Origin of the sequence: Paenibacillus sp. JDR-2 (genome assembly GCF_000023585.1) — a bacterium.
GTDB lineage: Bacteria > Bacillota > Bacilli > Paenibacillales > Paenibacillaceae > Pristimantibacillus.
In genome coordinates this window covers 3,387,831-3,411,709 of record NC_012914.1, presented here as the reverse complement: position 1 = coordinate 3,411,709, position 23,879 = coordinate 3,387,831, and the positions used below count along the sequence as shown (strand labels likewise).

The following is a 23,879-nucleotide window of genomic DNA, read 5'->3' as shown; positions in this document are numbered from 1 at the left end:
ATAAAGGACATTGCCTCGTTAAGCGCCAAGGCAATGCAGCTTTATTTCATCAAATCCACAAGCTTCGTATTTCTCAAATGTTGATCCATGGCATCTTCAGCCGACAGCATCACCCGATGAATGCGGCATTCCGGATTCTCGCTATGGCAGCATTCAAAGATCGAAGCGGTCCCTTCAATCGCTTGAATGACGTCCAGAAAAGAAATGTCTTCCTTTTTCCCTCTCGCACGGTAACCGCCATTTGCTCCGGAAGCCGACTCAATCAGCCCCGCTTTGACCAGCTTGGTCAGAATCTTCGAAAGGTACGTAGGTGAAACGCCTTGCTTATCCGCAAGCTGCTGAACGCCAACCGGTCTGTCCGGTGCTGCAGCAATGAGAAAGGCCATAGTGTGTAAAGCGTAGTTCGTCGCTTTTGAATATTTCATGATGAGCTCCCAATCACAGACTTCATGTGTCTATAATAGCTTCGATTAGAATGCACCGTCAAGCGGTTTTTTTATTCGTCTGCGCGCAAATTTCAAATCTTACTGAGCAAATACCCCAATGCAAACACGCTTAGCAGGATGGCCGCCATACTAAGCGTCAAAGCAATAACAAGCATTTTGGAAACTATTGTTCTCTTCATCTCTACCTCTCCCCGGTAAAACGATTGCCAGATATTACTCTTTTAACGAGAAGCAAACGATGAATGTTGCCAGCCTTAGTACTTCTTGTTCTTAATGCGATTCATAAACGGTTCACCCCTGATGCCTGAGCGCTGAACATTGACGTGGACGACGACCTCGACGCTAGCACCGGCAAATTCATCGTCCCACCGGTCTTTCACTTCTTTGAACTTCTTGTAATCGGACATTCGCAGCTTCTCGCCAAAGCCGAAAATATCGGATTTGTATTTTTTCTGCGCCTTAATGATCGTGGAAGCTAATTCCGTTTCGATGGTTTTATCCAATTCCTTGTTGATCCTCATATAGTCCTTGGACTTTCCGGTAAAGTAATCCGCGCATTGAATCGAGTTAATCGTCCCCGTGGCATGCATGTATACCTTGAGGGTTGGTTTATCCGTTTGATAAACTACTTTTTTCTTAACGGCAATATACTGCAAAGCAATGCTTATATATTTATTCGGGCTGCAGCTATAGTTATAAATCGTGTTCTTTGCTTGATCCCGGAGAACAATCACATTCCTGGCTTCAAGGTTTCTTAGCTCGCCAACCATCTTCTCTTCCCGGAAGACGGCAATGGCATGCAAATCCATGCTCGTCTGTTTATTGAGTTCCTTGGCGTAATCCATCGTCTCTGCCTTCTCGCTTGAATTTTTGATCTGCACGAGCGGAAGAACAGGATTACTGCCGGTTTCCGTCAGATTCTTCATAAATCGCAGCAAGGTTGTCGGGTAGTTGCCTCCTACCTTCTCGTGCAGCTCGTTAAGCTGCATGAGAATCCCAAATGAAGGGACCGTTAAACCCGGTGACGCGGTGGAGAAAATATGCTTTATATCTTTTCCGTTGACGGCAACGACAGTCAGATTGTTGCGAATTTGGTCGAAGCGGTCGGCGAAATCCATATAATCGTAATCGCCTTGCTGCAGAAGCTCCCTATCGACAGCCATTAACTGCATGTGGCTGAATTCCGGTTTAAGCGGTATTTCCTGCGAGATTGCGCTGATTGCACCTGACAAGGCATCCGCTTCATTATCAAACAAAAAGGAATTGGATATGCTCTGACGTTTGGTTTCCGTAAATTCGGAAGGGTTTATCCCTTCGAAATAAAAGTGGTATTTTCCTTTTTCGCCCTTAGTTACCCCAACCGCGGTAATAACCAGCAAGTGGCCGGGTTCAACCCGGTCACCGCATCCGCCCAACAACGCAACCAATGTCAAGCCGAGCAGGCCGGCCATTATCTTTTTGAACGGGTTCATGATTAGGACCTCTTGGCATTCCATTGCAAATAAGGGTATCCGAACGAGCGCCGGTTAACGAGATACGCAAATAGAATGATGCATCCCAGGAATACGCCGTAAATACCGAGAATGCTTGCAACACCTATGAAGATGAATCGCAGCAATCTGACGCTGAACGCAAAATTATAATACGGAAACGCGTAGCTGCTTAATCCCGTAAAGGCCACGACGATAATCACGACGATCGAGACGATTCCCGCTTGAACGGCCGCATCCCCGATAACCAATGCCCCCACTACGGTTAACGCATTGCCAACAATCTTGGGCATCCGGATCGAACCCTCCCTCATAATTTCGAATGCGGCTTCAACCAGCAACAGTTCGATAACCGACGGGAAAGGAAGATTGCTGCGAAGGCCCGCAATTTCAATCGCAAGATTAATGGGTATGATCTCGTAATTGTAGTTGATCACTCCGATGTAAATTCCGGGAAGCAGCAGCGAGATGAAAAACGCGCAATATCTAAGCACCCTCAAAAAAACCATCATCGGCCTAGGGAGATAAGCGTCCTCAGACGATCTGAAGAAGTCCTGGAATACGGCCGGCAGAATAATTCCGCTGGGGCTACCGTCGATAAAAACAACGGCTCTTCCCTCCATTAGCTGGGCGATGCAAGCATCCTGACGTTCGGTAATCATTAAGGTTGGAAAGAAATTCGTTTTTTTATTATCCCGGAGCTCTTCCATCAAATGAGTATAGGTCGTTACTTTCTTCCCTTCCAATGACTGAATTCTTCGTTTGGCTTCCTGAAGCAGTTCCGGCTCGATCACATCCTCCAAATAGACCAGAACGGCGCCCGTTACCATATCGCTTGAAATGTCGTAGGACTCGATTTGCAGCGATTTTGTTCGCAAAATTCTACGCAGAATGCTGATATTGGTCACAACCGATTCGGTAAACGCAATTTTCGGCCCGAATATGCTTGGCTGAATAACAGGCTCGCTTAAACTGCGCTCCGCATACCCGCCAATTTCAACCGTAAGGGCCTCCTGCTCCCCTTCTGCCAGAATGCAGACGGAGTTTTTGTTCAATTGCCTTGCGATCATGCTCCAATCGTTTATGTACATGTAGTTTAAAGAAGCTAGCGCGGTTGCGCGGAATTGCTCCAAATTTTCCGATTTTCCCGCATGCAGATTAAATGGCAGCGTCAGATGGCTGGACAAATCGCTGCTGCCGACGAGGCTGGAATAATACAGGATCCAGCATTTTCGTCCGTTGAACAAGACGGGTACTTTTACGAAGTCCGTTGTTTTCCCAAAGGTTTGTTCGAACGTTTCCTCCAACTCATCCCATGTTTCATACAGCGGTTTGGTCATTTCGTTTCCTCCATCGGGATCTCATCTTGATGAAGACAAGCAGTATAGCCGGCACTGCAAATTGAAGCGGGATATGGATATATATCGGAACAAAGCTCAGTCCAACCATGATATGGTCCGACATATTGTTGGATACGTAATAAGAAATTTCGGCAGTCAGCAGCACGTAAGGAATAATAAGGCTGGTATAGGATTTCCCCGTATACCAGACAACCCCTTGCAAGGCTGCGTAAGCGAAAATGCAAACCTTGACAATGGCGGCGAGCAAGATGGCAAATATGACAATCATCTCAATGCGTTCAATAAAGTTGCCGATTGATATATTCCTCGACGCGCTGACAAGCGGAAACATGGCTCGTTCGCGTATTGAAGGGCCAAACGTCACGAGCTCCAAGATAAGCGTTACCGTCAGAATTATGCCTGCCGCAAGGACGGAGAGTAGGCTTGCCCTCATCACTTTCCCGGAAAGATTCGGATACAGCATGCCTGCAAAAGCAGTGAAGGCAATAAGCTCGCCGAAAGGAAATTCGAGAACTTGCGTAAAGGTTGACGGGAGCATGGGACCGATACCGTCGCCCATAATCGGCAGCAGGTTGTGGAAATCAAGCTCGCCGTCCGCGATGACGAGAACAAGAAACACAATAAAGATAGCTGCAAATACATAACCGAAAAGGACAAATAAATTAAGGAAATTTTGAACGCCGCTCCATAACACGTAAATAACCGTTGCCGCAAAGCATAACGTAGTCCATTCCAAGGGAACGGAAGGAAGCACGGCGTTTGTAATTAATTCGGAGAAATCCCTCATATCTCGTGCGCAGATATAGATGAAATAAGTAATATAGACAACACCAACAATCGAACCGCCTATCTTTCCCAGAGCTTGCTGGAAGACGCCGTAAATATTTTTCTGATTGGTATTCCGAAGCAGGAAGAAAAACCACCAGATCAGAAACATGCCGATAAAGGTGCAGAAGAGCGTTGCAATCCATGCATCCCGTCCCAGGTCGGGTGCCAGATTTATTAAAATTGCCGTTCCTTCCAAAAACAAGAAGATGACAACGAAAATTTGCAAGGGAGAATAGCTGTCCATTTTTCTGATCACGTCATTCGCTCCCCTTTAACTGAGGCTTTTTCCTGTCTTTCCAATCCATCACCGCGGAATAAACGATGGCAAACAGAATCAGCAAGCATGCTGCCGCCAGCTTTTTCCGTTGCGAATACATCACAAGAAAATCCCATTGTTCGTTCTGGAACAGACATAAAATTTCCAAAGCACTTACCAGCACAAAAATCAGAATAAAGAAGAAGGTTTGTTTCATGTCCGCTCTCCTCCCCTTGATTTCCTTAGGATGCCAACGGCTTGGAAAAAACATGCACAGCCTAAAGAACCGTGCTATCAATAGTACGGTTCTTTAGGCTGCGGGTTTAAAAGGTGTTCTTCAGTCTTACTTTATCTTCGCTCCATGAGACATCGCAAATAAGACGGTTTGCTCACGGTCCATTCGCAAGCCGGCAACCGAGATGGATTTGAAATCGACCCCCTCCATCTTTGCCCCTCTTACGTCGGTATCTTGCAGCTTCGCTTTAGCCAGCACGGCCATCGACAGATCGGAGTCCCGCAGATCGGCTTTCTCCAAGTTCGCGCCGGACAGATCGGCCTCATGAAACTTGATTCCCCTCAGATCCTGCTTCACTAGCCGCGCATGACGAAGGTTGGTGTATGACCAATCACCTTGAATGATGCTGATTCCGTCCATCGTGGAGTTGGTGAAATCCGAGCCCGTCATCTTGCATGCGTCAAATTTCACGACAAACAGATTCGCTCCGCTAAAATTGCAGTTTTCGAACGCGGATTCCTTATGAATCGAACCGTTTAGCATAGCGCCGCGGAAATCGCATTCGACGAACCTGCAGTTGATGGAACTCAGTTCTTCCAAAGAACCGCCCGCGAACGAGCAGCGGACGAACGTACAGTTGATCAGCTCGCCGAATCTTAAATCTTGCGCGCCGAAGTTGACGCCTGTATAGGTTTGATCGTTATATTGAAACATTTTTGCCTCCCATGAAACGTTCATTCGCTTTTTACTATAGCACACGGCTGTCAAGCCCCCGTATGAACGCAGAGGAAAGTCAAGCAATTTATTTTTTCAGTGTAGAGCAAAATAAAAAACCGCGTACCAACGCCGCGGTTTCTTGTTTTATTGGGCTGGGGCTTGATACATCGTTTTGAAGATATGGCTTAACTGTCCGCTCATATGCTCAGGCGTCTGGCTGAAGCCTTCTTCATTCCATTGAATCAATAGTCCCATGATTGCATTTACTTGGTAGGCAACAATAAACGAGTTGCTCTGTCCGCTTAGCCCCGTGCTTTCAATGATAAGTGCCTTAATCTTCTCGAATAAAGAGTAGTAGTAGGAAATAGAAGATCTTTTGTCAAACACGATTTCATAGAAGGGCTGGTACTTCTTCACATGGTGGAAAATACGGATGGTTCCAGGGTCGAGCAAGCTGTGATTGAGTTCGGTCACATGCCGGTAAGGCTCGTAGTAAGACTCCTCCAGATCCTTGAGCAAGCTATTCAGATGCTCGTCGAATAATGCGCCTACATCGTTGTAATGCAAATAAAAGGTTCCCCGATTGACGCCGGCCTCCCGGCACAGCACGGAGACGGAGATGGACTCCAACGTCTGCCTCTTGAGTAAGGCAAGCAAAGCCTCATGCAAAGCCCTCTTTGTCTTTATAATTCTAAGATCATTCTCGTTCATTGTCCTACTACACCTCATGACTGTCGGTTTATCGCAAATTCCAGTCCTATAAGTATAGCATCATATGAGCAGAAAAAAAGTTGCAAACCTAACGGTTGCAACTCTTCTTTTAAGAAATGGATTAGAAGCCTGCCGTCCAGCCTGCGTCTGCGGCAAGAACAACCCCGTTTACGAAGTTGGATTCATCCGAAGCCAGGAACAACGCCACCTGAGCGATCTCCTCCGGTTGACCAACGCGCGGGATTACACCTTGCGTCACTTTCGTGCGGGAAGCCCCAAACTCGTTAATATTGTTCATCGAAGCCGTAATGTTCGTCATGGTCGCGCCTGGGGCAATCGCATTGCAGCGGATACCCTTCTGCGCGTACATAAAGCCGGTATTCTTCGTGATTCCGATAACCGCGTGTTTGGATGCGGTATAGGCAGCGCCTGCATGCGCCCCGCTGAAGCCGCCCGTGGATGCCGTATTGATGATTACGCCTTTACCCTTCTCAAGGAAGATCGGAATCGCCTTCCGAATCGCGCGCATAACGCCTTTAGTATTGATATCGAAAATAAGGTCCCATCTATCATCATCAACATCGCCGATAGCGGCCATGTTATCCATGATGCCCGCGTTGTTAACCAGAATATCGAGCGTTCCGTATTGCTGCACAGCCGTGTCAATCATGGCGTTAATATCGCTCAGGTCCGCAACGTTTGTTTTTACGGCGATGGCTTGTCCGCCATTTGATTGGATACCTGCTGCGACAACTTCGGCGCCTTCAAGATTAAGATCGGAAACTACGACTTTAGCCCCTTCTTTCGCATATAACTCCGCAATGGCTTTCCCCATTCCCGATGCCGCGCCCGTTACAATCGCTACTCTGCCTTCCAAACGCATATGAACCCCTCCAATAAGTTATTGTACAACTGTTCATTAAAATTATAGTTCTGTAATAGACAGTTTGTCAAATAAATAGACCAACTACTAATGCGGGGTAATGCATCAAGCAATTATCGATTGCCCAGAACGGTGAAGCCGTATCTCACCACTTTGCCGTAAACCAAAAAGGAGACTATGACCAACGAGATACCGTTGGTCATAGTCTCCTTTTGTTTTTCCTTATTCAAACCATCCGCTGAAATGTTCGGCCAAATAGGCCAGCTTCACTTCGGTCTGTCTGCCGCCTCCGCCTTCATGCCCGTTAAACGGATAAATGACGATCTCTTTCTCCGTTTGAATGCGATTGTAGGTGGCAAAATACATTTGGGCCGGACAAGTCTCGTCCTTAAGCGCAACCGAGGCAAGCACCGGGCAAGCAATCCGGTGGGCCAGATTCATCGTATCGAAATAGCTTAAGTTGTCCATGACAAGATCGGTTTGTTCCGGATGACGCTTCAAATATTCGGCTACCGCGCCAAATGCGCCATGATTCCCTTCAATCCGGGCTACCAGATTGCTGTTGCTCGGAACATCCACCATAGCCAGCTTCGGACGGTTGTCCAGCGCTACGACCGCCATGCCTAACGCTCCGCCTTGACTTCCGCCTTCAATGATTATTTTGTCGGCATCTATATCCGACTGCGCACAAGCAAAATCAATGGCTTTAAGGCAGTCCATGTAGGCATACCGGTAATAATATTCCCATTTGTTATGTACGCCTTTGCTGGCGACATTCGAGAGGAAGCCATGCGTATAGCTGGCGCTGTTGCCCGTTGGACCTCCCTGGTCCCGGCAGTCCACCGCAAGAACAGCCATACCCATCATCACCCAATGCATATGGCCTGCAGGCTCTCCCCGGCTTCCCGAGAAGCCATGGTAATGGATTAGGCACGGATATTTCTCTTGCTTGAGAAAGGCGGGGACAATTAGCCAGCCGCGGATTCTTGTTTCATCCAAGCCGTTAAACGCGATATCATAAACTTTTACATGCTTGCTGGAATAATTAATTTCGGTTCGCTCCGGCTCAAGCGGCACAGACTTGGCCTGTTCAATCGTAGCGCTCCAGAACGAATCCAGGTCATCCTTGCCCGTTAGTGGAGGAAGGTATTGATATAAGTCCTTGGTTACTTCTTCGACATAACCCATCTGTTCGGCAGACTCCTTCATTGTTCGTGTGATTAATAATTAACACCACTAATTAAATTCAATCTCTGATGCTTCAAGGAGATTGACCCGTTCGGCAAACGACTGGTTGTACTCGTCAATAATCTGTTCCGCGCTGCGGGAGTCTTGTCCGCATGTGCTATGAGCATCCTTTACGATTGTAACCTCATAACCCAGCTCAACCGCCCGCCGGCATGTCGCGTCAATGCAATAATCCGTTTGCAGACCGGACAGGACCAGCTTTTTAATTCCTTTGGAGGTCAGTTTCTCCTGAAGATTGGTCTCGTGGAAAGAATCCGGCACGTATTTCTGAATGATAAGATCTTTAGCTGCCGGCGCGATGGCAGAATGAATCTCCCATCCCGGAGTATGGGTCTCGAGCGGAGTTCCCTTTTCCTCATTATGCTGCACATAGATAACCGGAATCCGGCTTTCCCGCGCTTTGGCGAGGAGCAGGTTAATACGGTTTAACAGCTTTTCATCTTCGTGGATGGGATACTCCTCGAGAAACATGCCGTTCTGAACATCAATAACCATTAACGCAGTATCCTTGCTCACTTGCATTTAGCCCCCTTCAATCGCATTAGGATAGTAAGGAGTTCGCTGTCAAGCATCGGGTATCCTTTTCAAATAAGCAAAATCGCAGCGCCAAGCATTGGAGTCAACACCATGCAGGTCTTGAGCATTACCGCCGGCACGCGTTTCGTAAATTTCGCACCGATATAAGAGCCAAGCATCGTGCCTATTACAACGGCGATAAGCAATTGAATGTCCAGATAGCCGACAGAGTAATAACCGGCTCCCCCCGCTAATGCGATAGGCATAATAACGAGCATAGTCGTTCCTGCCGCGAAACGCATGGACATGCCAAGAATCAGCATAAGACCGAGCTGGATAAAAGGCGTTGAGCCAATCCCGAACAGTCCGGACAATGCCCCTGTGACTAAACCGATAAAGGCAGCCGACGCATAGAATTTCATCCCGCTTGTCTGCATGGGAGCAGAAGGGCTTTTCCCGCCATTCTTAGCCTGATAGGCCATTCTGAACCATAGAGCCAGACCGGAGCTGAACAGCATGCCCGAAGTCATCCAGCCTAACTTATCCTCAGGAATAAAGGAAGACCAGCCAGAGCTGACCCAAGCGCCTGCCGCGCCTGCCAGGCCAACAATGGCGCCGGTCTTCAGAATCATATTGCCTTCGCGGTAATGACTGACAGACCCGGATAACGAAGAAAAAAACATAGCCGCAAGAGCCGTGCCAAGCGCCGTATGAATCGGATAACCAAATGCAACCGTTAAGATCGCAATAATAAAACCCGATCCCCCTGCCCCAACAAATCCAAGCAGTAGCCCTAGAAGCAGCATCGCAGCTGTCACTTCAACAAAAATCATCTCTTACGTCCTCCAAACCTGATGCTGCACGGAAATCCCGAATGGCGGCGTTAAGTTCTCTTGAACAAAGCTATCCAGCTGAAGCATCAAGACGGATTGATCAGGACCATACTCCGGCCATGCGGGCAGCTCAGGGGTATTCGGGTCACCGCAGCGGATGAACGCGTTCCACCCTGCGCGCATGCCGGCAGCCAGGCCTGCGGCTTCATCCGCAATGAAATAGGGATCGTTTGCTTCATTGGAGAGATCTCGCGCTTTGTTTTCCGCATGGTTAATCAAGCTTCCTTCGTAACCGTGAATAGCCCCAAGCCAGCCTCCGTACGTCAGCCTGTACATCCATACCGGCGCACCCGAAGCCGCAACCGCTTGCGCGAGCTGCATGCAGCCAATCGCATACAGATGCTCGGTTAACGCTTTGCTCCATGCCTTTTCCACGGGTATCGTCTCGGAATGACGGAAGAAGGAATGCCACACCTCCTGCTGATTCTCGCCAAACAGTCTACTTAGCGTGTCTGCATTAGGCTTCTGAAGGCCCGGATCATAATAGATGAACATTGCCGCTTCGTCCTCGTTTGTACCGATCAAGAGCGGCGGCAGGTTCTCTGCTTCTTTGAGATACTGAATCGGATTAAAAGGAATAAGATTGCCGTCCGCAACGGGACCAAACATATGAAGGTTTCCGGCCGTGTCCGGTCCTACCTTCATCTGAGCCGAGATCAGCTGCTCAGCCGGCAGTTCGAGAAGCCGCCCCGCTTCCTCCGGCTTCAGCCCTAACGCATTAATAAGTCGGCTAGTTGTTAAGGCAGCCGTCTTCCTGTCCCTTATGGATTGCGTAGCCCCGCTTTGGGCTACTGCCCGTTGAAACAGTCCTTCCGCAGTCTGCATGGCGTACAAGGTTGCCGTACACTTGGCACCGGCGGAATTCCCCATCACGGTCACGCGGGCAGGATCGCCGCCAAAGGCAGCAATATTGCTCTTTACCCAGTGCAGCGCCGCGATAATGTCCAGCATGCCGTTATTTCCGGATGTCGCGTATTCCTCGCCAAGAACCTCTTCCAAGGCAAGAAAACCCAGCGCTCCCAGCCGGTAGTTCAGCGAGACGAATACAAAATCTTCTTCCGCGGTATAACGGCTGCCGTCGCAGTCCGCACCTTTCCCGCCTATAAAACCGCCGCCATGGATATAAACAAGAACAGGACGAAGCCGCTCAGCAGGACCGGACGTCCAGACATTCAGATTCAGACAGTCCTCCGAGTACGCAAGCTCCGGCAAAGAACGGTTAGGGTCAACATTCTGGTAGGCGATTGGCCCAAAAGTACCGCAGTCCCGGACTCCCTCCCATGCCGGAGGGGCTTGAGGCGGCTTGAACCTCAGCACTCCAACCGGAGCTTGCGCATACGGAATCCCTCTATATACGTAACATCCGTTTAATTGAACGCCTTTTACCTGTCCAGATGACGTTTGAATAATCACTAGAGCCATTCTCCCATCCGTATTGTGATGTGACCATTATAGTCTTGAGAATCCATGAACTCTAATATATATTTAGGCATAGCAACTATAAACTACAGGTTATAACGAATAAGAAAGCTAAGGTGAGTCCATTGGAGCTCCTGCAATTAAAATATTTTCAGACGACCGCGCGTTTGCAGCATATGACGCAAGCTGCACGGCATTTGCATATCTCTCAGCCTGCTCTTAGCAAAACGATCGCTTCCCTCGAAGCGGAGCTGGGAGTAAAGCTGTTCGAGCGCACCAACAAATCAATCCGGCTTAACGAGCATGGCATACATTTTCTAAGCAAAGTGGATATCGCGCTTCAAGCTTTGGAGGATGGGAAGCGAGAGCTGCAGGATTTAGTTGAATCTCCTTCCGAATACATCACGCTGGATGTACGCGTCTCCTCTCATCTCCTCCCGGGACTCCTTGCCGAATACCGCAAGAGCAAGCCGGATACGCAATTCCATTTGCTTCAGCATGCGTTGCCAAGCGAACACGCTTTTGACTTCGATTTATGCCTGTCAGACGGCGCTGTTCCTCCTCCCGGCTGCCATTCGGTCGCCTTGCTGCGGGAGAAGATTGTCGTTGCGCTGCCTTCCGAGCATCGTCTTGCTAAGCGCGACCGGATCAGCCTGGAGGAATTGAAAGAGGAACGATTCATCAGCCTTCCTCCCGGCAAATCGCTGCGCGAGACTACGGATGCTTTCTGCAGGCTTGCCGGATTTACTCCGCACATTCAGTTCGAAAGCGACGATCCGGCCACTGTCCGCGGTCTCATTCGGGCCGGTCAAGGTCTTGCTTTTCTTCCGGCCATCACCTGGGGAGGCTCAACCGGATCCGACGTGGTCACCATCCCCCTGAAGGAAGGCTATTGCGAACGATCCATCTCGCTTCATTGGCCCAAGGGACGGTACCTGACTCAAGCTGCCGCTTCGTTTCGGGATTGTACCACCCGGTACTTCTCGGAACTGGCCGATGCTTATTCCAAAGCTTGAAGCTCGTATAGCTCACTTCTTAAGGATTTCAGATATGGCGCCCATTCCCCGCAAATATAAAGGTTTAGCTGATGCATCGCGCGAGTGCACGCCGTATAGAACAGCTTCCTTTCGCTTTCGCGGTTATAAGACTTCGACGATGCGTCATAGATTGCGACGGCGTCAAACTCCACGCCTTTGGCCAGATAAGCCGGGATAACCATAATTCCGGATTCGAAGGTTAAGGTTTCCGTCGTTACCAGGCGAATATCTTCCATTCCGTATGAGGTTAACGCCTCGTAAGCTTCCTTGCTCTCGGCTGCGTTTTTCGCGATAACGGCAATCGAACGGTTACCTTCCGCCTTGAGCGATTCAAGATCGTGAACAAGCTGGCGAAGCAGTGCTTCACGGCTTCCAGCCGTTGTAATCAACGGCTTTTTGCCATGTCGCTCGAACGGAACAATCTCTTCGCCTCCAGGGAGCATGAGCCGAGTGAACTCCACGATCTCTTTCGTCGAACGGTAGCTCTGCAAAAGCGGGATAAGCGTGGAGTTCTCTTCTCCGTATAACTTAAGCAGCGGAGAATCTCCTCCCCCCAGCTTGGAAGATTGAGTAAAGATCGCCTGCCCGAAATCGCCAAGCACGGTCATGCGGGCATTCGGGAACAGCTTTTTCAGGAACGCATATTGGAATGGCGAATAATCCTGGCCTTCATCCACGAAGATATGGCGGACAACCGTATTCATCCGGGAACCTTCAATCAATTCTTTCAGGAACAGATAAGGCGTTGCGTCTTCATAAAACAACTCCTGATTGTCTAGCTTCTCCTTCGTTTGCCTGCAAATCTCCGGCCAGTTAGCAGGCACTTCGGCACCTTCGGTCATACGGTTATAGGCCGATTCCTCTTCGTCAAACAGCTGCGAGTAAAGACCGTTCACATTTACGAACTTCATTTTCTTCACCATCCTGCGCAAAGGCTTGAAATGCTCCTTCACGATCATTTGGCGCAGCAGGTCTTCCTGCTGTTCGGAGAAGTCGAAGATTTGATCCTCGCCTTGATTCGTAAACTTGTTCGCTCGGTCCAGTGCTTTCGCATAACGTTCGGAAACATCAAACAGCTCTTCGTCGCGCTGGAACCTCTTCAAGATCTCGCTGTAAGCCTCCACGTATTGGTCATTATCAAGGTAATCAAGCTCTTGGTCTACCCACTCCGCCGCCAGCTCATTGCGCGCAAATTTCCGCAGCTCCTTTAATACCCATTCCTGCAGCAGGATAATCCGGTTAGCCAGGCGGACAGACGCGTCATAACCGTAAAATTGCTCGTATAATTGCTTCGAAGTAATCAGTTCGCGGTCCCGGAAACGTATGCTCTTAAACAACATGCCTTCCTTGCTTAACCATACCGCGTACTTCTGCAGCGAATGCAGGAAAGCTTCGGATGCTTTGTACCGGATACCGTCAACCCGCGCTTCGTAACCGACCGCCGACTCCTGCGTAAGCACGTATTCGATTTGTTCAAACGGATCCTCCAGCTTCATCGCTGAACCAAGCCAGTAGTCCAAATATTCCTGGAAGGTCGTCTGCTGCATGTTTTCCTCGCCAAGCTCGGGAAGAACGGTAGATACGTAACTGTTGAACATCGGATTCGGCGAAAAAAGAACGATCTGGTCAGCCGTAAGCCGCTCCCTATGTTTATAAAGCAAATACGCTGCCCGCTGAAGGGCAGCCGAGGTTTTCCCGCTTCCGGCGACTCCCTGCACGATCAGCATCCGGCTGGCATCATTGCGGATAATCGCGTTTTGTTCCTTCTGAATGGTCGCCACGATGCTTTTCATCTGGTTATTGGCGCCTTGGCCAAGCACCTGCTGCAGCATCGAATCGCCTATCGTTACGCTCGCGTCAAAGAAATTGAGGAGCTTTCCGTCTTTTATCCGATACTGCCGTTTAAGCTCCATATCTCCGTGAATATGTCCGCCTGGCGTCGCGTAGGAAGCCGGACCCGGAGAATAATCGTAATAGAGGCTTGCAATCGGCGTCCGCCAATCGTAGACCAGGAAGTTCATCCCGTCCGATGCCAAGAAGGACGACAGGCCGATATAGACCTGTTCCGCCTCATTCATATCGCTCTCCTTAAAATCAATACGTCCGAAATAGGGAGACTGTTGAAGCCGTTTCAGGCTTTTCCATTGCTGGCGCCGTTTCTCGTGAGTCCGCTCCCGCTCCGATAACAGCGCGGCCTGCTGATTAATGCTGAAGAACGTTTCTTCGAAATCCTCATCCGAGCTTGTGTTGACCGTCACTTCCTCCCAGAAGTGCCTGCGTATATTCGAGGCCTGACCGTAAAGCTGATCGACTTCCGGTTCAAGCTCCGTAATTTTCTCTTTCAGCTTCACTTTCACTTCATTAAGACGATTTTGCTCATGATCCCATTCTTTCTTCATCATAACTATAAACACACTCCTTCTCGATTTTTAAAAAAATCTCGAAAATAAACGTTTGACGTTTGACAACCGCATGCGCCGCATGATATTATATAAGTGTAGATAAGATGTTCTAACTACGCCATTACATAAAATACTCATGCAGAGGTTTTATTACTATAGCATGATTTTTTTTGATACGCAATCGTAAATTCTGCCCCGTTGTCCATACGGGGCTTTATCTTTAATCTCCCATCAAACAAGGCCACCCTTCTAAACCGAAAGGCGGCCTTGTTTCTTACTCCGTTATAGTTCAACGATTTTAGTCGCGATATTCTCGCAGAAAGCCCGGTCATGCTCAACAAACAGAATGGTTGGCGAATGCTCCAGCAGCAGCTCTTCGATCTGCATGCGGGAGATGACATCGATAAAGTTCAACGGTTCATCCCATATATGAAGATGCGCTTTCTCGCTTAAGCTTTTCGCAATCAAAACCTTCTTCTTCTGACCTCCGCTGAAGGAAGACATATCCTTCTCGAACTGAATTCTGGAGAAATCCAGCTTGCGCAAAATAGCCTTAAAGAGACTTTCGTCAACTCCGTGTTCTCTAGCGTAATCCGTCAAGTTGCCCCGCAGGTGGGAGGTATCCTGGGACACATAAGAGATCTTGAGGCTGCTTCCCTTGCGGAAAGTCCCGGTATAAGTCAGGTCTTCTCCGATGATCAGCTTAAGAAGACTGGATTTCCCTGAGCCGTTACGGCCGGAAAGCGCGATTCGTTCCCCCTGCTCGATCGTAAAGCTGATGTCCGAGCATACTTCCTTATCGCCGTAATAGACCGAGACCCGCTCCAGCTCCACAAGCTGGGGCTTATGGTAAACGAGCTGCTCGAGCTTGAGGCTGTCGGAAGACTCGATATTTTTCAGCAGCGTGGATTTCTCGTCTATTGCCGATTGCTGGCGTTGCTCCATCGACTTCGAGCGCTTCATCATTTTGGCTGCTTTATGTCCGATATAACCTTTGTCTACCTTGGAGCCGGAGTTTCTCGTGCCGTTCTTTGTCTTCTCGACTTCATGAGACCAGTTATTCGTGCGTTTCGCCGCATCCGACAATCGCTTAATATCTTTCTTCAGCTTATCATTCTCCGCCAGCTCGTATTGATTCTGACGTTCTTTGTTCTCCCACCAGTCAGAGAAATTGCCCTTCTGAATTTCGATATTCGTTCGGTTTATGGAGAGAATATGGTCAACGCAATGATCCAGGAAGGTACGGTCATGGGAGACGAGAATAAAACCGTTCTTGCCGTTCAAATATTGGCTGACCAGCTTCCTCGCGTTCATGTCCAGATGGTTCGTTGGCTCATCGATAAGCAGGAAGCTGTCTTCTTTAAGGAACAAAGCAGCCAGCAATACCTTCGTCTGTTCTCCGTTCGACAACGTATTGAACGGCCGGTATAGAACGTCATCGGATACCTGAAGCAGCGTCAATTCGCGCATGAGCTCCCATTGCTGGTAATCCGGACAAATCTCCTCGACGACATCCGTCGTTAGATATTCCGGATGCTCTACCCGGAACGGAAAGTAATCAAACGTTACGTTCGCCGAAATATGCCCGCTGTACTCGTATTTGTCAAGCAGCAGGTTCATGAAGGTTGTTTTTCCCCGGCCGTTGCGTCCGGTAAAACCCAGCTTCCAGTCAGTATCAATCTGAAAGCTTACGTTCTCAAAAATATTATCGTAACTGCCGTCATGGGCAAACGTAAGGTTCGATACATTAATCAGTGACATATGAATCCCCCCTGTAATCAAAAAGAGCTGCAAGAAAGTTACCTTTCTCACAGCTCAAATGAATACGGCAAATCCAGCCCTTGGATTTCCATCCAACGGGTCGGAAAGAGATATCCGCCTGAGTGAAAAAGATGTAGTAACTCTCTTGCGCACAGAAAAATAAAACAATCGAAACAGAACGTTATCGTTCGTTTTATTCTCGTAAACCGTCGCAAGAAAATCCTACATATCTTTTTCAGCCCCAATCCTTAAATTACAGGTATCTTAACATACCCTTTTTTGAATTTCAACCAATGGATTCGAGAAAATCCACCATTTGAGCAAAAGCTTCATCCGCCGATGCTTGTACGTAACGCGCTGAATAAGGATCGGCAAAGCCATGATTTCCGCTGAATTTGCGGGTTATAACCTGCTTCATAACCCTCAATTCATCCATTAATTGGTCCACGTCAAATGAAGGCTCGGTCTCCGGATAAAACAATAACACGGGACAACCAGGATTCAGTTCCGCGTAGCTGCGGATACGGGAGCCATAGTAGCCCACCACCGCCGAGATATCGGGGCTGGTACTGCACAACCAAGATGCGGTTGCTCCGATACTGAACCCAACCAGGATTACTTGGCGATATTGCGGCTTCAGCTCACCGGCTAATCTTAGTATGGCTGTAGATACTTGATCGAATCCAGCATGCTCCATAAAATTTCCGTAGGCCTCTTGCTCCTGCTCATAACCAAAAGGCAACTTCCGATCGAGCAAATCCGGAGCATACGCGTCATAGCCATGCGCAGCCAATGCCGTACATACCGATGAGATATGCGAATTCAATCCGTAGATTTCATGGACTACGATAATCGCCTTATCCGAATGCTGCTTGATCTCAATCATCGTCATTCTTATCTTTTTTTCCCTTCCCTTTGCCTGGAGGCTCTTTCTTCTTATCTTCTTTCTCTTTCTTCTTTTCTTCTTTCTTCTTTTCTTTCTCCGCTTTTTTCTTTTCTTTGTCCTTTTCCTTGTCCTTCTTCTCTTCTTTCTCTTCCTTTGCTTTTTCGGTCTCCTTTGGCTTCTTGCCAATCGACGGCATGTTCGCAAATGTCATGACAGGCTCGTCTTGAAGAGCTTCGCTCATCAGCTTCTGGAATACGGCTGCTGCGGCCTTCGAGGTTGTCGTTAAGTAATGGCTGGCATCCGTATGGTCATAGCCTAGCCATACCGCTCCAACCAGCTGCGGCGTATACCCGACAAACCAATTGTCTTTCATCCCTCCGCCGGTTCCCGGCATTTCGGTTGTCCCCGTCTTGCCGGCTACTGGTCGATCACCGAGGGCTGCAACATCACCGGTGCCTTCCTTGACGACACCTTCAAGCATCGCAGTCATCGTCCGGGCAACGGCAGGTTCCGTCACTTTCACGCTGCCGTTGGAATCGAATTGGACTGTTGTCTCCCCTTCAGCCGACTCGATCCGAGTAATGGAATGTGCCGGAATCCGCGTTCCGTCATTCGCAAATACGCCAAAAGCTTCAGCCATTGCGAGCGGAGAGACTCCTTCCTGCAAGCCGCCTAAAGCAAGTCCCAGCGTCCGGTCCGCATCCGTAAGCTCGATGCCGAACCGCTTAGCGGCTTCCATCCCTGCATCAATCCCCATCTCATTAAGCAGCGATACCGCAGGCACGTTATAAGAATGAATGAGTGCTTCATAGATCGATACTTCGCCATGATAGCTGCCGCCCGCATTTTTAGGCTGATAACCTCCGAAATTAACCGGTTCATCCATTAAAGTACTGTCCGGAGTATAACCACGCTCCAAAGCAGGCGTATATACGGATATCGGCTTCATCGTAGAGCCCGGCTGGCGTTTCAGCTGTACCGCCCGGTTAAAGCCGCGGAACGGTTGATCGCCGCGACCTCCGATAAGAGCCCGGATCCCTCCGTCCCTAGGATCTACAAGTACGGCCCCGCTTTGAATCAGTTGATCCGAGCTGCTCGACGGAAATAGGCTGTCCTCCGAATAGACTTGCTCGGCGGCTTCCTGCATCTTCATATCCAGAGTCGTATAGATCCGGAATCCTCCGTGAAGCACTTCATTTTCCGTTAATCCATATTTCTGGCTTGCCTCGCGAATGACCTGATCGATGAAGTACGGATATTTAATCGCGTCGCTGCTGCTTGGCTTCGAGCTTTGAATATGAAGCGGCTTTTTCACCGAAGCCTCATAAGTCGATTGATCAATCTTGCCCTGATCCTTCATAAGCTTCAGCACGACGTTTCTGCGGGCTTTCGCTTCCTCCGGATGGCTGTAGGGCGAGAGTGCCGAAGGTGCCTTGATAATTCCGGCAAGCAGTGCCGATTGCGTAAGCGACAGCTCGTTCACCGGAATGCCAAAGTACACCTCGGAAGCCTTCTTAATCCCCCAAGACCCTTCGCCAAAATAAATCTGGTTCAAGTAAAACGTTATGATCTGCTGCTTATCGTAATTCTTCTCTATTTTCTCTGCGAGCAAAAGCTCCTTCCACTTCCGGGTCCAGGTTCGTTCCTGGCTGAGAAATACGTTTTTCGCCAGCTGCTGCGTAATCGTGCTCGCTCCCTGCACCGTCTTGCCGTTGGTGAGATTGGTCATCATCGCCCGGCCAATCCCTTGCAAATCCGTGCCTTTATGCTCGAAGAAACGTTTGTCCTCTACGGCGACTACCGCCTCAATTAATTGCTCCGGAAGGCTGTCATAGCCGATAGCCTCGGCTTTTTTCGGCGAAATGCGAAGCGCTTCTTCGTTGTTCTGATCGTAAATGATCGTGGCGGCCGGCAGCGGCTCCTCCAGCAAGGACACATCCTGCCTCGCAACCATCAATTTAAATGCAATAACTCCCACTACGGCGGTAAAAACGCAGGCAATCATAACAAGAAGGACAAGCTTCTGCCATAGTCCCCGCTTTTTTGCTTTCTGATGATGAATCTCTGATCTCATACAACTTCCTCCAAGCTTGCTGCAACAACCTGTTACTTTTGTCTTGGATAATAATTCGTAAACGAGACCCGTTTTCTGTACGTAGGACCTAATTGAATGTCATTATAAAAAAAAGTCTGCGATATACGCAGACCTACATAATCAACCGAAGCAGCATGACGGTTACTACGCCCGTGATGATCGTTCCAAGCAAACTGCGCGTGAAGATCGCTACTAAAAAAGTCGGCAGAGCGGCAATCAATTCGATATTATCCTTCAATGCTGTAAGCCTTCCATCGGTCATCAGCAATTCATTGCCTAATAAGGCTGCCATAACCGCAACGGGGATATAGCTTAGCCAACGCATCGCCAGATCGGGAATTTGCAAACGGCTGAGCACAACAAGCGGCAGCACCCGCGGAAGAAAAGTAACGATTGAAGCACCTATAATAACGGCAAGAATATCCCATCTTATTTCCATCGTTCAACCAACACTCCTATTGTTGCCGCGCTTACGGTAGCGATAATAACCGCCACGCTTCCCGAAGTCGCCATGCTTGCTCCCACAACGATAATCACCGCGCTTACGACAACGACCAAATCTCTGAACAGCCTCTGTCGGCCCAATAATTGCAAAACCAGCAGTCCAATAAACATGGCGGACAACGCGAAATCGAGCCCAAACTTCTCCGGATTCGTGATCCACTGCCCCAGAAATGCTCCCGCCATCGTAGCAAGTATCCAATTAAGATACGCCGTAACATTTAGTCCATTCATCCATGATTCGTTGAGCGCTTTTGTATTGGCCGCTCTATTAATCGCCACTCCAAAAGTCTCGTCCGTCAGAAGCGTGCCAATCATCATGGTCTTAAAAGCCGTCAAATGACGGAAATAAGGGGACAATGCCGCGCTAAGCAGCAGATGCCTGAGATTTACGATAAATACGGTAAATATAATTGCCGCTATCGAGCCTTGCGCCGCGACCATTCCCGCGATAATAAACTGCGCGGAGCCTGCGTAAACAAGGATCGACATCAGGGTAATCTCCAGCACGCTTAAACCCGAGGTATGACCAACGACTCCTACCGCGAAGCCGATGCTTAAGTAACCGAGCAACGTGGGTACGCAATCCTTCACCCCTTGAAGGAAGCTGTTCTCGCCACTTTCCAATCTAAGCTGTACATTCTCTTGCTGCATCTATTTCCCTCTCTTACCCATAAGCTTTCCTCTTATCTTAGCATAAAAAGAAGCCGCTTAGGCGTCGACTTGAACAAGAGAATCCCTGCCAGAAGCGCCGCTACTCCAATCGCTTTCTGCGGTGTGAAGGGCACTTGCTCGAGCCCAAACCAGCCGGCGGAATCCCACCATAATGCGCAGAGCAGCTGGGAAGCCATTACGATGGTTGTCCCATAGCTTGGGCCAAGGAGACGTACCCCTTTAACGACGCAAGTGACAACGCCGATCCCAAGCAAGCCGCTGAACCAGAACCAGACGGGCATCGGCTTCCAACTCAGCATATCCGCTCCCTCAAACAGAAGCCCCATGCACAACGAAGCAATAAACCCCATTCCAAGCACTAGAGCCGTTGTTGTGTGCGAGTTCGCAGCCGCATTGACTTTATTGTTGAACAAGTTCTGTACGCTGACAAGCGAACCCGCCATCAATGCCAGTAATATGCCTGTTAACATCATTTCTGCTCCTTCCGGTCTCCATTCTCGTAAATATTTTTTCCGGCTGCCTCTTCAAGACCCATTCGGTTTTTTACGACAAGCGTGCCCCGGCTGCGCTCGATCAAGTTCGCGCTGGTGAAGTTGAGTATGATCCGGTTTAGGTGCCGGTAGCTAGTGCCGATAAGATTGGCCATGTCCTTCAAATGAGCCGTGCTAACCCTCGCATCGTCCGGGGTCGTTACGGACAGCAAATAACTTGCAAGCCTGACTTCGACCGGATACAAGAGATTAAAGCTGAGCGACACCGATTTGTTATAAAACTTTTCGGTGACGAGATGCAGCATAAATTGCAGGAACGGAACTTCTTCCCGATACAGCTTCAGCCAACGCTTGTGAAAAGCAACGGTCTCCACCGGCGTTACGGCCGAAACGGTATTCAAATTTTCCAGCTCATTTAGGCATTCGATCTCGCCAAGCACGCCAAGCGGGGACGTAAAATTAATGAGCAGCGTCTTCCCGTCTGCCGAAGTGGTGTACACCTTCACTTTTCCCCGCATGAGAAAGAAGATATATTCCGGTATTTCGCCTTGCTTGCATAACGTATCGTCCGGTTCGAACCGGTATAACGTCAAGTGCTGCCGCAGCGAGCTTGGGAATACATCGTCTAACGCGTATTGGGCCAAGTATCGGTCGATCCGGGCATCATCCAAAATTTCTTTCAACTTACGGCATCCCCTTTCTAATGGATATTTTATCCTGTCAGAACGATAAACATAAGATGCCGGTAATCATAAGGGCAATACCGATCCATTGCGGAGCTCTTAGCCTGATTGCCGCATTGCCGAACCATCCGGCTTTCTCCATTCCCAAAGTCACCAGAATTTGGGCGATCAGCACGGACGATACCGTTATGGCTGCTCCGTTATGGTGAAAAGCTGTAATATTGCTGAATATGATAAACGCCGCAAATGCTCCGCCGAAGCGGTAGCGCAGCCTCACTTCTTTGAGCTGTTTCCACGACCGGTCGCCTGTAAGCCATACGATCAGCAGCGCGGCGGCAAACCCCGTCCCTTGCGTCAGCACGGCGGCCTGCCAGATCCCAAGATGCTCGCCAATCGCTGCATTTGCCGTCCCTTGCAAGGTAAGAAATACACCGCCCAGCGCAGCATATAAAATGCCTTTCATTCCTCGTCATCCTCCTCGTTCATTCCGCTCATCTAATTAAACGACGTGAGGGCGAAAACAAAAAGGACATATGTCCTGAATCCATCAAAGACAAATAAAAAAAGCATCATTGCCTCTTAAGCAGCGATGCTTTCCTTATCTTTTTCCGTATGATCTTCATTCTTGCCTTGCATTTGTTTGTTCATGTCGCGAAGCTCTTGCAGCATCGTATCAAGCTCGCTGCGCAGCTGATGAAGCTCGTTTTTACAAAGGAACTGCAGCTTATCCAATTCATTTGTGCTCATATTACCCATGCGAATTTGGTATAGCAGCTTAAATTGCATCGATTCGCTTTCGCTGATCCGGTATTCCGGCATTCTTGCAGGTTCTGTTTTTTGTGCTTTCATCACATTATTTGGCTCCTTTATCTTTGTTCTACCGTTATGATAAAGGAGCTGTATTAAGGATGTATTTATCCTATGTTAGATTAACATTAATTTTCGAACCAAATGTTATTTCCGTGCTTTTATGATCAAGAACCATGGATTAGTCATTAAACGTTCGTACCAGCGCTTATACCATTCATCCGCTTCGGAATGCTTCCTGTATTCTTTGGCCGGCTGCGGTTCGACCATCTGTTCAAGTGTAAAATATTCCGTCGTCGCGTTAACAATGTCCATCATGGATTTATGGTAGAAGGTTACTTCCACCGGCCCAGTTTCCTTCTTATTCCACACATCCGTCAATAATTCATGAGCGAAATAGTCCGTGCGTTCAAATTGCCGGAACACCATAAACGGATGATGTACCGAAAATTGCAGCATACCTCCGGGCTTCAGCACACGTCGCATTTCACGGAATACGGATCCCCAGTCCTCAATGTAATGCAGGGTGAGCGAGCTAACAATAAGGTCAAACGATTCCTCCTCAAACGGCAGCGTCTGGCCAAGCTCACAGACCAGCACGTTTGCTTTGTCCCCTACTCTTCTCCTGCACGCCGCCACCATCTCCGGGCTAAGATCGATAGCCGTGACTTGCGCTCCCCGTTCAGCGAATTGCGAAGTATACCAGCCGGCGGCACAACCCGCATCCAGAACAACCATGCCGGACATATCATCCGGCAGAAGCTTCATCATTGCCGGCCGTTCATAATAGGCATTATGCCCGCTGCTATGATCAACGGACTGTTCATACGCAATAGCCAGTTGATCAAATGCCTTCGACACTTTTTCATTCATTTGCTTCACATCCTCTCTTGGACCCTGCTTTCTTAAAAGCGGTATCTCTCGTGTCCTTTATTCACAAAAGCTTGTACGCCCTCCAGATGGAGCAGCTCCTCTTTCATTTGCAGCCCGCCTCTGAAGCCCGTGAGCGTATTATTCTTGCCAATGACCCGATGACAAGGGACAACAATCGGAATGGGGTTCATGCCGTTTGCCGTCCCAACCGCTCGAACAGCCTTCGGATTCCCGACTCTTTCCGCGATTTCCGCGTAGCTTCTCATCTCTCCGTAAGGTATTTCAAACAAAGCCTGCCAGACGGAATTTTGAAAATCGGTGCCTCGAAAATCCAAATCGAACGTAAATGTCTTCCTGATGCCATTCAGATATTCCCGCACCTGCTGCTTGTACGGAGCTACTTGAGTTGAATCCTGCATTAAGATCGCATTCGGTATTTTTTTCATCACCCATGCTTCAACTCTCTCCAAGGTGGATTCATGGGGCAATGTAACTTGAACTAATCCGTTGTCCGTTGCAACCAGATAAATAGGCCGATTATGTAACGCGGGATGCACCAGCGTATCCCAATAGACATTGGTCGTTTGATTTTTACTCATTTAATCATTCCTTCTGGTCAAATCTTCTCATCATACGGTAAAGACAATATTACCATTCCTTAAACA

Annotated in this window: 25 protein-coding genes; 1 reads left to right on the top strand and 24 read right to left on the bottom strand. The window is 48.8% G+C overall.

From position 1 onward, the window contains the following. Nucleotides 1-41: 41 nt before the first annotated feature. The 12 genes from PJDR2_RS15030 to PJDR2_RS14975 all read right to left on the bottom strand — a co-directional run bounded on the left by PJDR2_RS15030 (nt 42) and on the right by PJDR2_RS14975 (nt 11,006). Entirely contained in the window at nt 42-425 is a 384-nt protein-coding gene (locus tag PJDR2_RS15030; RefSeq protein ID WP_015844561.1) for an Rrf2 family transcriptional regulator, read from the bottom strand. A 275-nt stretch (nt 426-700) separates the two neighbouring features. Next, entirely contained in the window at nt 701-1,918 is a 1,218-nt protein-coding gene (locus tag PJDR2_RS15025) for a Ger(x)C family spore germination protein (protein WP_015844559.1), read from the bottom strand. A gap of 2 nt (nt 1,919-1,920) precedes the next feature. Further along, nucleotides 1,921-3,276 (bottom strand): spore germination protein, encoded by a 1,356-nt coding sequence (locus PJDR2_RS15020; protein WP_015844558.1) that lies wholly within the window; start codon nt 3,274-3,276, stop codon nt 1,921-1,923. Continuing rightward, on the bottom strand, nt 3,257-4,381 hold the full coding sequence (locus tag PJDR2_RS15015; RefSeq protein ID WP_015844557.1) for a GerAB/ArcD/ProY family transporter: 1,125 nt from the start codon (nt 4,379-4,381) through the stop codon (nt 3,257-3,259). Before PJDR2_RS15015 ends, PJDR2_RS15020 begins: the two co-directional genes overlap by 20 nt. A 1-nt stretch (nt 4,382) precedes the next feature. Further along, on the bottom strand, nt 4,383-4,598 hold the full coding sequence (locus PJDR2_RS15010) for a hypothetical protein (RefSeq protein ID WP_015844556.1): 216 nt from the start codon (nt 4,596-4,598) through the stop codon (nt 4,383-4,385). 126 nt (nt 4,599-4,724) lie between these two features. After that, complete coding sequence (locus PJDR2_RS15005) at nt 4,725-5,330, bottom strand: pentapeptide repeat-containing protein (protein WP_015844555.1); 606 nt, start codon at nt 5,328-5,330, stop codon at nt 4,725-4,727. A 147-nt stretch (nt 5,331-5,477) separates the two neighbouring features. Further along, nucleotides 5,478-6,044 (bottom strand): TetR/AcrR family transcriptional regulator, encoded by a 567-nt coding sequence (locus PJDR2_RS15000; protein ID WP_015844554.1) that lies wholly within the window; start codon nt 6,042-6,044, stop codon nt 5,478-5,480. 121 nt (nt 6,045-6,165) lie between these two features. After that, nucleotides 6,166-6,927, bottom strand: a complete 762-nt coding sequence (locus tag PJDR2_RS14995) for an SDR family oxidoreductase (protein ID WP_015844553.1) — start codon at nt 6,925-6,927, stop codon at nt 6,166-6,168. A gap of 222 nt (nt 6,928-7,149) precedes the next feature. Next, nucleotides 7,150-8,115, bottom strand: coding sequence for an acetylxylan esterase (locus tag PJDR2_RS14990; RefSeq protein ID WP_015844552.1), 966 nt, complete (start codon nt 8,113-8,115; stop codon nt 7,150-7,152). Between the two features lie 48 nt (nt 8,116-8,163). Continuing rightward, complete coding sequence (locus PJDR2_RS14985; RefSeq protein WP_041613461.1) at nt 8,164-8,697, bottom strand: cysteine hydrolase family protein; 534 nt, start codon at nt 8,695-8,697, stop codon at nt 8,164-8,166. A gap of 62 nt (nt 8,698-8,759) precedes the next feature. Further along, complete coding sequence (locus tag PJDR2_RS14980; RefSeq protein WP_015844550.1) at nt 8,760-9,524, bottom strand: sulfite exporter TauE/SafE family protein; 765 nt, start codon at nt 9,522-9,524, stop codon at nt 8,760-8,762. Nucleotides 9,525-9,527: 3 nt separating this feature from the next. Continuing rightward, nucleotides 9,528-11,006 (bottom strand): carboxylesterase/lipase family protein, encoded by a 1,479-nt coding sequence (locus tag PJDR2_RS14975; RefSeq protein ID WP_416202261.1) that lies wholly within the window; start codon nt 11,004-11,006, stop codon nt 9,528-9,530. 113 nt (nt 11,007-11,119) lie between these two features. Here PJDR2_RS14975 and PJDR2_RS14970 point away from each other — a divergent pair, with 113 nt between their 5' ends. Beyond that, nucleotides 11,120-12,019, top strand: a complete 900-nt coding sequence (locus tag PJDR2_RS14970) for a LysR family transcriptional regulator (protein ID WP_265525137.1) — start codon at nt 11,120-11,122, stop codon at nt 12,017-12,019. Here PJDR2_RS14970 and helD read toward each other — a convergent pair. From helD to PJDR2_RS33735, 12 genes are all read right to left on the bottom strand, one after another. Then, nucleotides 12,004-14,442 carry an RNA polymerase recycling motor HelD gene (helD, locus tag PJDR2_RS14965; protein ID WP_015844547.1) on the bottom strand — a complete coding sequence of 813 codons (2,439 nt, stop codon included), beginning with the start codon at nt 14,440-14,442 and terminating at the stop codon, nt 12,004-12,006. The genes PJDR2_RS14970 and helD overlap by 16 nt on opposite strands. Before the next feature lie 282 nt (nt 14,443-14,724). Then, on the bottom strand, nt 14,725-16,203 hold the full coding sequence (locus PJDR2_RS14960; protein WP_015844546.1) for an Lsa family ABC-F type ribosomal protection protein: 1,479 nt from the start codon (nt 16,201-16,203) through the stop codon (nt 14,725-14,727). A 286-nt stretch (nt 16,204-16,489) separates the two neighbouring features. Then, nucleotides 16,490-17,095: a dienelactone hydrolase family protein gene (locus PJDR2_RS14955; RefSeq protein ID WP_015844545.1), complete on the bottom strand. Its 606-nt coding sequence runs from the start codon at nt 17,093-17,095 to the stop codon at nt 16,490-16,492. Further along, nucleotides 17,082-19,163, bottom strand: a complete 2,082-nt coding sequence (locus PJDR2_RS14950) for a transglycosylase domain-containing protein (RefSeq protein ID WP_015844544.1) — start codon at nt 19,161-19,163, stop codon at nt 17,082-17,084. Before PJDR2_RS14950 ends, PJDR2_RS14955 begins: the two co-directional genes overlap by 14 nt. Before the next feature lie 133 nt (nt 19,164-19,296). Further along, on the bottom strand, nt 19,297-19,623 hold the full coding sequence (locus PJDR2_RS14945; protein ID WP_015844543.1) for an AzlD domain-containing protein: 327 nt from the start codon (nt 19,621-19,623) through the stop codon (nt 19,297-19,299). Beyond that, entirely contained in the window at nt 19,614-20,339 is a 726-nt protein-coding gene (locus tag PJDR2_RS14940; RefSeq protein ID WP_015844542.1) for an AzlC family ABC transporter permease, read from the bottom strand. The genes PJDR2_RS14945 and PJDR2_RS14940 overlap by 10 nt, the downstream gene beginning before the upstream one ends. Nucleotides 20,340-20,371: 32 nt before the next feature. Continuing rightward, complete coding sequence (locus PJDR2_RS14935) at nt 20,372-20,830, bottom strand: DMT family transporter (RefSeq protein WP_041613460.1); 459 nt, start codon at nt 20,828-20,830, stop codon at nt 20,372-20,374. Next, nucleotides 20,830-21,534, bottom strand: a complete 705-nt coding sequence (locus PJDR2_RS14930) for a Crp/Fnr family transcriptional regulator (RefSeq protein ID WP_015844540.1) — start codon at nt 21,532-21,534, stop codon at nt 20,830-20,832. The genes PJDR2_RS14935 and PJDR2_RS14930 overlap by 1 nt, the downstream gene beginning before the upstream one ends. A gap of 37 nt (nt 21,535-21,571) precedes the next feature. Then, nucleotides 21,572-21,997 carry a DMT family transporter gene (locus PJDR2_RS14925; RefSeq protein ID WP_015844539.1) on the bottom strand — a complete coding sequence of 142 codons (426 nt, stop codon included), beginning with the start codon at nt 21,995-21,997 and terminating at the stop codon, nt 21,572-21,574. Between the two features lie 116 nt (nt 21,998-22,113). After that, on the bottom strand, nt 22,114-22,386 hold the full coding sequence (locus PJDR2_RS14920; RefSeq protein WP_150106489.1) for a hypothetical protein: 273 nt from the start codon (nt 22,384-22,386) through the stop codon (nt 22,114-22,116). Between the two features lie 102 nt (nt 22,387-22,488). Then, nucleotides 22,489-23,214, bottom strand: coding sequence for a class I SAM-dependent methyltransferase (locus PJDR2_RS14915; protein WP_015844537.1), 726 nt, complete (start codon nt 23,212-23,214; stop codon nt 22,489-22,491). 32 nt (nt 23,215-23,246) lie between these two features. Next, a complete protein-coding gene (locus PJDR2_RS33735) occupies nt 23,247-23,813 on the bottom strand; it encodes a methylated-DNA--[protein]-cysteine S-methyltransferase (RefSeq protein ID WP_015844536.1) in 567 nt (188 codons plus the stop codon). Nucleotides 23,814-23,879: the final 66 nt, after the last annotated feature.

What these genes read in the sequence shown, in the direction of transcription:
- PJDR2_RS15030 (WP_015844561.1), bottom strand. Translation starts at nt 425, where the DNA reads ATGAAATATTCAAAAGCGACGAACTACGCTTTACACACTATGGCCTTT.
- PJDR2_RS15025 (WP_015844559.1), bottom strand. Translation starts at nt 1,918, where the DNA reads ATGAACCCGTTCAAAAAGATAATGGCCGGCCTGCTCGGCTTGACATTG.
- PJDR2_RS15020 (WP_015844558.1), bottom strand. Translation starts at nt 3,276, where the DNA reads ATGACCAAACCGCTGTATGAAACATGGGATGAGTTGGAGGAAACGTTC.
- PJDR2_RS15010 (WP_015844556.1), bottom strand. Translation starts at nt 4,598, where the DNA reads ATGAAACAAACCTTCTTCTTTATTCTGATTTTTGTGCTGGTAAGTGCT.
- PJDR2_RS15005 (WP_015844555.1), bottom strand. Translation starts at nt 5,330, where the DNA reads ATGTTTCAATATAACGATCAAACCTATACAGGCGTCAACTTCGGCGCG.
- PJDR2_RS15000 (WP_015844554.1), bottom strand. Translation starts at nt 6,044, where the DNA reads ATGAACGAGAATGATCTTAGAATTATAAAGACAAAGAGGGCTTTGCAT.
- PJDR2_RS14995 (WP_015844553.1), bottom strand. Translation starts at nt 6,927, where the DNA reads ATGCGTTTGGAAGGCAGAGTAGCGATTGTAACGGGCGCGGCATCGGGA.
- PJDR2_RS14990 (WP_015844552.1), bottom strand. Translation starts at nt 8,115, where the DNA reads ATGGGTTATGTCGAAGAAGTAACCAAGGACTTATATCAATACCTTCCT.
- PJDR2_RS14985 (WP_041613461.1), bottom strand. Translation starts at nt 8,697, where the DNA reads ATGCAAGTGAGCAAGGATACTGCGTTAATGGTTATTGATGTTCAGAAC.
- PJDR2_RS14980 (WP_015844550.1), bottom strand. Translation starts at nt 9,524, where the DNA reads ATGATTTTTGTTGAAGTGACAGCTGCGATGCTGCTTCTAGGGCTACTG.
- PJDR2_RS14975 (WP_416202261.1), bottom strand. Translation starts at nt 11,006, where the DNA reads ATGGCTCTAGTGATTATTCAAACGTCATCTGGACAGGTAAAAGGCGTT.
- helD (WP_015844547.1), bottom strand. Translation starts at nt 14,442, where the DNA reads ATGATGAAGAAAGAATGGGATCATGAGCAAAATCGTCTTAATGAAGTG.
- PJDR2_RS14960 (WP_015844546.1), bottom strand. Translation starts at nt 16,203, where the DNA reads ATGTCACTGATTAATGTATCGAACCTTACGTTTGCCCATGACGGCAGT.
- PJDR2_RS14955 (WP_015844545.1), bottom strand. Translation starts at nt 17,095, where the DNA reads ATGACGATGATTGAGATCAAGCAGCATTCGGATAAGGCGATTATCGTA.
- PJDR2_RS14950 (WP_015844544.1), bottom strand. Translation starts at nt 19,163, where the DNA reads ATGAGATCAGAGATTCATCATCAGAAAGCAAAAAAGCGGGGACTATGG.
- PJDR2_RS14945 (WP_015844543.1), bottom strand. Translation starts at nt 19,623, where the DNA reads ATGGAAATAAGATGGGATATTCTTGCCGTTATTATAGGTGCTTCAATC.
- PJDR2_RS14940 (WP_015844542.1), bottom strand. Translation starts at nt 20,339, where the DNA reads ATGCAGCAAGAGAATGTACAGCTTAGATTGGAAAGTGGCGAGAACAGC.
- PJDR2_RS14935 (WP_041613460.1), bottom strand. Translation starts at nt 20,830, where the DNA reads ATGTTAACAGGCATATTACTGGCATTGATGGCGGGTTCGCTTGTCAGC.
- PJDR2_RS14925 (WP_015844539.1), bottom strand. Translation starts at nt 21,997, where the DNA reads ATGAAAGGCATTTTATATGCTGCGCTGGGCGGTGTATTTCTTACCTTG.
- PJDR2_RS14915 (WP_015844537.1), bottom strand. Translation starts at nt 23,214, where the DNA reads ATGAATGAAAAAGTGTCGAAGGCATTTGATCAACTGGCTATTGCGTAT.
- PJDR2_RS33735 (WP_015844536.1), bottom strand. Translation starts at nt 23,813, where the DNA reads ATGAGTAAAAATCAAACGACCAATGTCTATTGGGATACGCTGGTGCAT.